The organism is Pseudomonas sp. FSL R10-0399 (genome assembly GCF_009600165.1).
Classification (GTDB): Bacteria; Pseudomonadota; Gammaproteobacteria; order Pseudomonadales; family Pseudomonadaceae; genus Aquipseudomonas; species Aquipseudomonas helleri.
In genome coordinates this window covers 1-5,504 of the sequence record NZ_WIWK01000193.1, presented here as the reverse complement: position 1 = coordinate 5,504, position 5,504 = coordinate 1, and the positions used below count along the sequence as shown (strand labels likewise).

Genomic DNA, 5,504 nt, shown 5'->3' with positions numbered 1-5,504 from the left:
GGGTGGCGCGGGTAAACGTGTCGCTGACGGTGGCCTGCCATGTGGCAGCAACGTGGGCGGTGTCCGGCGTGATGGCGGCCTCGCACAGGCGTTGTTCGCTGTCATCGGCGCTGGTCAGTTCCACGGTAAAGCGCCACACCTCGGGGAGGGCGGCGAGCATTCGCGCGTGGCTTTCGTCGGTGCCGTCACCGAGCCGCTCCACCCATTCGCTGGAGCGGCGCAGGTGGTAAGTGACTTCTTTGACGGCTTTGGCGGCGATACCGGCGATACGCTCGTCGCTGGACTGGCTCAAGCCTTCTAGGACCGGCAGGTGCCAGGCGTCATACAAAAACTGCTTGAGAATGGTGACCGCGTAATCGCCATTGGGTTGCTCCACCAGCAGCAAATTGCGATAGGCCCGCTCATCCCGGCGAAAGGCCAGGTGGTCGGCGTCGCGGCCGTCATCCAGCAATTCGGCGGCGTATTCCAGCCAGTTGCGCGCCTGGCCGACCAAGTCGAGGCCGACGTTCATCAGCGCCAGTTCTTCTTCCAGTGCGGGCGCATGGCCGCACCACTGGCACAGGCGCTGGCCCTGGATCAGGGCGCTGTCGCCGAGGCGCAGGAGGTATTCGATCAGATCAGTGTTTGGCTTCATGGTTGACCTCACATGTGCCCGACTTCGGCCGGCAACTCGTAGAAGCTGGCGTGGCGGTAGACCTTGTCGTCGGCCGGGTCAAACAACGGGTCTTTTTCATCCGGCGACGAGGCGGTAATCAACATGGAGGGCACCACCCACAGGCTGACACCTTCGCTGCGGCGGGTGTACAGCTCGCGGGCGTTCTCGATGGCCATGGTGGTGTCGGCGGCGTGAACGCTGCCAACGTGCTTGTGGTTGAGGCCGTGCTTGCTGCGCACAAAGACTTCAAAGAGGGTCCATTCAGACATAGCTGTAACTCCGGATCAGGCAGCGTTCTTATTGTGTTTTTTACGGGCATGGGCGACGGCGGCTTCGCGCACCCAGGCGCCGTCTTCAATGGCCTTGCGGCGGGTGGCGACGCGCTCCTGGTTGCACGGGCCGTTGCCCTTGAGCACTTCGTAGAATTCGTTCCACTGGATTTCGCCGAAGTCGTAATGACCGCGTTCGGCGTTCCACTTCAGGTCCGGGTCGGGGCAGGTGCAGCCCAGCAGTTCAAGCTGTGGAATGGTTTGGTCGATGAAACGCTGGCGCAATTCGTCGTTGCTCTGGCGCTTGATCTTCCAGGCCATGGACTGGGCGCTGTTGGGGGAGTGTTCGTCGCTGGGGCCGAACATCATCAGCGACGGCCACCAGAGGCGGTTGATCGCGTCCTGGACCATGTCTTTTTGTGCCTGATTGCCTTCGCGCATCATGGTCAGGAGGATTTCGTAGCCCTGACGCTGATGAAAGCTCTCTTCCTTGCAGATACGCACCATGGCCCGTGAATAAGGCCCGTAAGAGGTGCGCTGCAGCACTACCTGGTTGACGATGGCCGCGCCATCCACCAGCCAGCCCACGGCGCCCATGTCGGCCCAGTTCAGGGTCGGGTAATTGAAGATGCTCGAGTACTTGGCCTTGCCGCTGTGCAGCTTGGCGATTTCTTCGTCGCGATCGGCGCCCAGGGTTTCCATCGCGCTGTACAGGTACAGGCCGTGGCCGGCTTCGTCCTGGATCTTGGCCATCAATTGCAGTTTGCGTTTGAGCGACGGCGCGCGAGTGACCCAGTTGCCTTCCGGCAACATGCCGACGATTTCTGAGTGGGCGTGTTGAGAGATCTGGCGGATCAGGGTTTGCCGATAGGCATCGGGCATCCAGTTTTTGGCTTCGATCTTGATTTCGGCGTCGATTTTTTCCTGGAAGGCGCGTTCCTGATCGGACATCTCGGCCAGGTCCTTGATGCGCTTAACGCCGGTTTCTACAAGCTGTGCGTACATGGGGCTCTCCCGCCTTGCATGTGTTCATAGGCATGGAGAACTTTATAAGCGATACAAAAATTAATATCAAACACAAAATACTGTGTTCTATTTATTTTTGTATCGCTTTCGGTGAGTCCCGGTTTTTGCCAGGCGAAAAAAACCCCGCAAAAGCGGGGCTGTACGTCAATCATCTGTAGGAGCGAGCTTGCCTCGCGATCTTTTGATGCTGAAAAGATCGCGAGACAAGCTCGCTCCTACAGGCCAGTAGTTAGGCTTTAGGGCGTTTATCGATCACGTGGCAGGCTTTGCCTTCCGAGCGCTTGAGCGAATGCAGCGGCTGCAAAACGATACGCGAGCTGATGCCGATATGGGTTTTGATATGTCGGCTCAGCTCGTTGGTCACGGCGCTCTGTTGTTCGCTGCTGAGGTGTTGATGCTCGGCTTTAAGCTCTACATGCACGTCCACGCTGTCGAGATTGCCATTGCGATACAGATGGATCTCATAGCTCTCGCAAAGTTGTTTTACTTTGAGTACTTGTTCCTCGACCTGGGTCGGGAACACGTTGACCCCGCGAATGATCAGCATGTCATCGCTGCGCCCGGTGATTTTGTCGATGCGCCGCATGGGCCGCGCCGTGCCTGGCAGCAGGCGCGTGAGGTCGCGGGTGCGGTAGCGGATCATGGGCAGCGCCTCCTTGCTCAGGGAGGTGAACACCAGTTCGCCCATTTGCCCGTCTGGCAGCACCTCGCCGGTGACCGGGTCGATGATTTCGGGGTAGAAGTGGTCTTCCCAAATGGTCGGGCCGTCTTTGCTTTCTGCGCACTCCATGGCAACGCCGGGGCCCATGATTTCCGAGAGGCCGTAGATGTCCAGTGCGGTGATGCCCAGTCGCGCTTCGATGGCGCTGCGCAGTTCGCCGGTCCACGGCTCGGCGCCGAAGATCCCCAGGCGCAAGGCCAGCTTGTGCGGGTCGATGCCCTGGCGTTCCAGCTCATCGGCAATATTGAGCATGTACGAGGGGGTGACCATGATGATGTCCGGCTGGAAATCCTTGATCAGTTGCACTTGCTTTTCGGTCTGCCCGCCGGACATCGGGATCACCGTGCAACCCAGACGTTCAGCTCCGTAGTGAGCGCCCAGACCGCCGGTAAACAGGCCGTAGCCATAGGAAATATGCACCTTGTCGCCTCGCTGGCCGCCAGCGGCGCGAATCGAGCGGGCAACCACATTGGCCCAAGTGTCGATGTCGTTCTGGGTATAGCCCACCACCGTTGGTTTGCCGGTGGTGCCGCTGGAGGCGTGCAGGCGTACGACCTCATTCATGGGCACGGCAAACATGCCGTACGGGTAACTGTCGCGCAGGTCGTTCTTGGTGGTGAAGGGGAACTTGGCCAGATCCGCCAGAGACGTGACGTCGTTGGGGTGAATGCCCAGTGCATCGAAGCGCTGACGGTACAGCGGCACGTTGTTGTAGGCGTGGCCCAGGCTCCAGCGCAGGCGTTCGAGCTGGTGTTCACGCAATTGATCGACGCTGGCAGTTTCCATCGGGTCCAGCAGCGGGTTAAGCACGGTCGTTGACATTGGCATGTTCATGAGTTCACTCGAATTATTTTTGTCTATCAGCCCGGCTTACATGCCGGGCCTTGAGTGCATGCCCCAAGGATACCGCTCGGCTCCCCGGGAATCGCGAATCTTTTAGTCGCCCAGGCGTTCGATGATCAGCGCTATGCCCTGGCCGACGCCGATACACATGGTGCACAGGGCATAGCGGCCACGACGTTCTTCCAGTTCATGCAGGGCGGTGGTGACCAGTCGTGCGCCACTCATGCCCAGCGGGTGGCCCAGGGCAATGGCGCCGCCATTGGGGTTTACCCGTGGGTCGTTGTCGGCCAGGCCCAGCTCGCGCAGAACCGCCAGGCCTTGTGCGGCAAAGGCTTCGTTGAGTTCGATTACATCCATGTCGTCCAAGCTCAGGTTGGCCAGCTCCAGCACTTTGTGGGTGGCAGGTACCGGGCCGATGCCCATGATGCGCGGTTCAACACCGGCGGCGGCCATTGCCACCACTCGGCCTCGGGCGACCAAACCGAAGCGCTTGGCCACTTCGGGGCTGGCCAGCAACAGCGCGCAGGCACCGTCATTGACCCCCGAGGCGTTGCCTGCGGTGATGCTGCCGCCTGCACGAAAGGGCGTGCCGAGTTTTTGCAGTTGTTCGAGGGTGGTATCGCCACGCGGGTGTTCGTCGTGCTCGACCACTTTGGCCGGGCCTTTGCGCTGGGCAATCTGTACCGCGACGATTTCTTTGGCCAGGCGCCCGCTGGCTTGGGCAGCCGCGGCGCGTTGCTGACTGCGCAAGGCGAAGGCGTCCTGATCGGCTCGGGAGATAGCAAACTGCTCGGCGACGTTTTCAGCGGTTTCGGGCATCGAATCGACGCCGTGAGCCTGTTTCATCAGCGGGTTGATAAAGCGCCAGCCGATGGTGGTGTCGTACAGCTGGGCTTCGCGTGAAAACGCCTGCTCGGCCTTGCCCATGACCATGGGCGCGCGGGACATTGACTCAACGCCACCGGCCAGCATCAAACCGGCCTCGCCACAGCGAATGGCGCGGGCGGCGTTGCCGATGGCGTCCAGCCCGGAACCGCACAAACGATTGAGGGTGGTGCCCGGTACACTCACTGGCAGCCCGGCGAGCAAGGCCGACATGCGCGCGACGTTGCGGTTGTCTTCGCCGGCCTGGTTGGCGCAACCGTAGATCACATCGTCGACGCTGTTCCAGTCTACTTGCGGGTGACGGCGCAGCAGCTCACGCAGCGGCACCGCGCCAAGGTCGTCGGTGCGCACACTGCTCAAGGCACCGGCATAACGGCCAATCGGGGTGCGTACCGCGTCGATGATCAAGGCGTCATTCATTGGGGGTCTCCTGCGCCAGCACCGTGCCGCGCACTTTGTAGGATTTGCCATGGAACAGCGCAATCAGCTGGCCCAGTTGGTTGGTAATGCGCACGTCGTAATTGCCGGTGCGCCCGGCGCGGCTTTGCTCGCGGCACTCGGCGCTCAAGGTGTCACCCAGGTGGGCCGGGGCAACGTAGTCGATGCTGCAACCGAGGCCGACGGTGGCGTCGTTGTAGCTGTTGCAGGCCAGGGCGAATGCCGAGTCGGCCAAGGCAAACAGGTAGCCGCCGTGGCAGGTGCCGTGCCCCTGAATCATGTCGGCGCGCACGCTCATGCTCACGTGCGCGCAGCCGGGTGCTGCTGCCAGTAAATGCATGCCCATGGCCTGGCTGGCTGCGTCACGCTTGAGCATTGCCTGGGCACATTGGTTGGCCAGGTTCATGGCTTCAAGGTCAGTCATGCAGTGTTCTCCCTTCAGCGACACGGCGGCGCAGCAGTAACGACGGCCGATAGCGGTCTTCGCCGTACGTGGCTTGCAGGTTGTGCAGCACCCGCAGCACATAGGCCGGGCCGATGGCGTCAGCCCAGGCCAACGGACCTTGGGGGTAGTTGACGCCAGCGCGCATCGCCAGATCGATGTCAGCGGCTGAGGCCACGCCTTGCAGCAGCGCGTCGGCGGCCTCGTTGGCCAGCATGGTCACGG

The 5,504-nt window shown here is 61.3% G+C and carries 7 protein-coding genes; all 7 read right to left on the bottom strand.

The window, feature by feature from the left end:
• The coding region (gene paaC / locus GHO41_RS28345; RefSeq protein ID WP_153435266.1) for a 1,2-phenylacetyl-CoA epoxidase subunit PaaC at nt 1–634 on the bottom strand (634 nt) is incomplete at its 3' end.
• 8 nt (nt 635–642) lie between these two features.
• The gene (gene paaB, locus GHO41_RS28340; RefSeq protein ID WP_048372742.1) at nt 643–924 is read right to left on the bottom strand and encodes a 1,2-phenylacetyl-CoA epoxidase subunit PaaB; all 282 of its coding nucleotides are present in this window, start codon (nt 922–924) and stop codon (nt 643–645) included.
• A gap of 15 nt (nt 925–939) precedes the next feature.
• Nucleotides 940–1,929: a 1,2-phenylacetyl-CoA epoxidase subunit PaaA gene (gene paaA, locus GHO41_RS28335; protein ID WP_048372745.1), complete on the bottom strand. Its 990-nt coding sequence runs from the start codon at nt 1,927–1,929 to the stop codon at nt 940–942.
• Nucleotides 1,930–2,179: 250 nt separating this feature from the next.
• Nucleotides 2,180–3,505: a phenylacetate--CoA ligase PaaK gene (paaK, locus tag GHO41_RS28330; RefSeq protein WP_153391053.1), complete on the bottom strand. Its 1,326-nt coding sequence runs from the start codon at nt 3,503–3,505 to the stop codon at nt 2,180–2,182.
• A 102-nt stretch (nt 3,506–3,607) separates the two neighbouring features.
• Nucleotides 3,608–4,819: a 3-oxoadipyl-CoA thiolase gene (pcaF, locus tag GHO41_RS28325; protein WP_153435265.1), complete on the bottom strand. Its 1,212-nt coding sequence runs from the start codon at nt 4,817–4,819 to the stop codon at nt 3,608–3,610.
• Nucleotides 4,812–5,261, bottom strand: a complete 450-nt coding sequence (paaI, locus tag GHO41_RS28320; protein ID WP_153435264.1) for a hydroxyphenylacetyl-CoA thioesterase PaaI — start codon at nt 5,259–5,261, stop codon at nt 4,812–4,814. The genes pcaF and paaI overlap by 8 nt, the downstream gene beginning before the upstream one ends.
• The coding region (locus GHO41_RS28315; protein ID WP_256678884.1) for a 3-hydroxyacyl-CoA dehydrogenase family protein at nt 5,254–5,504 on the bottom strand (251 nt) is incomplete at its 5' end. The genes GHO41_RS28315 and paaI, both read right to left, overlap by 8 nt.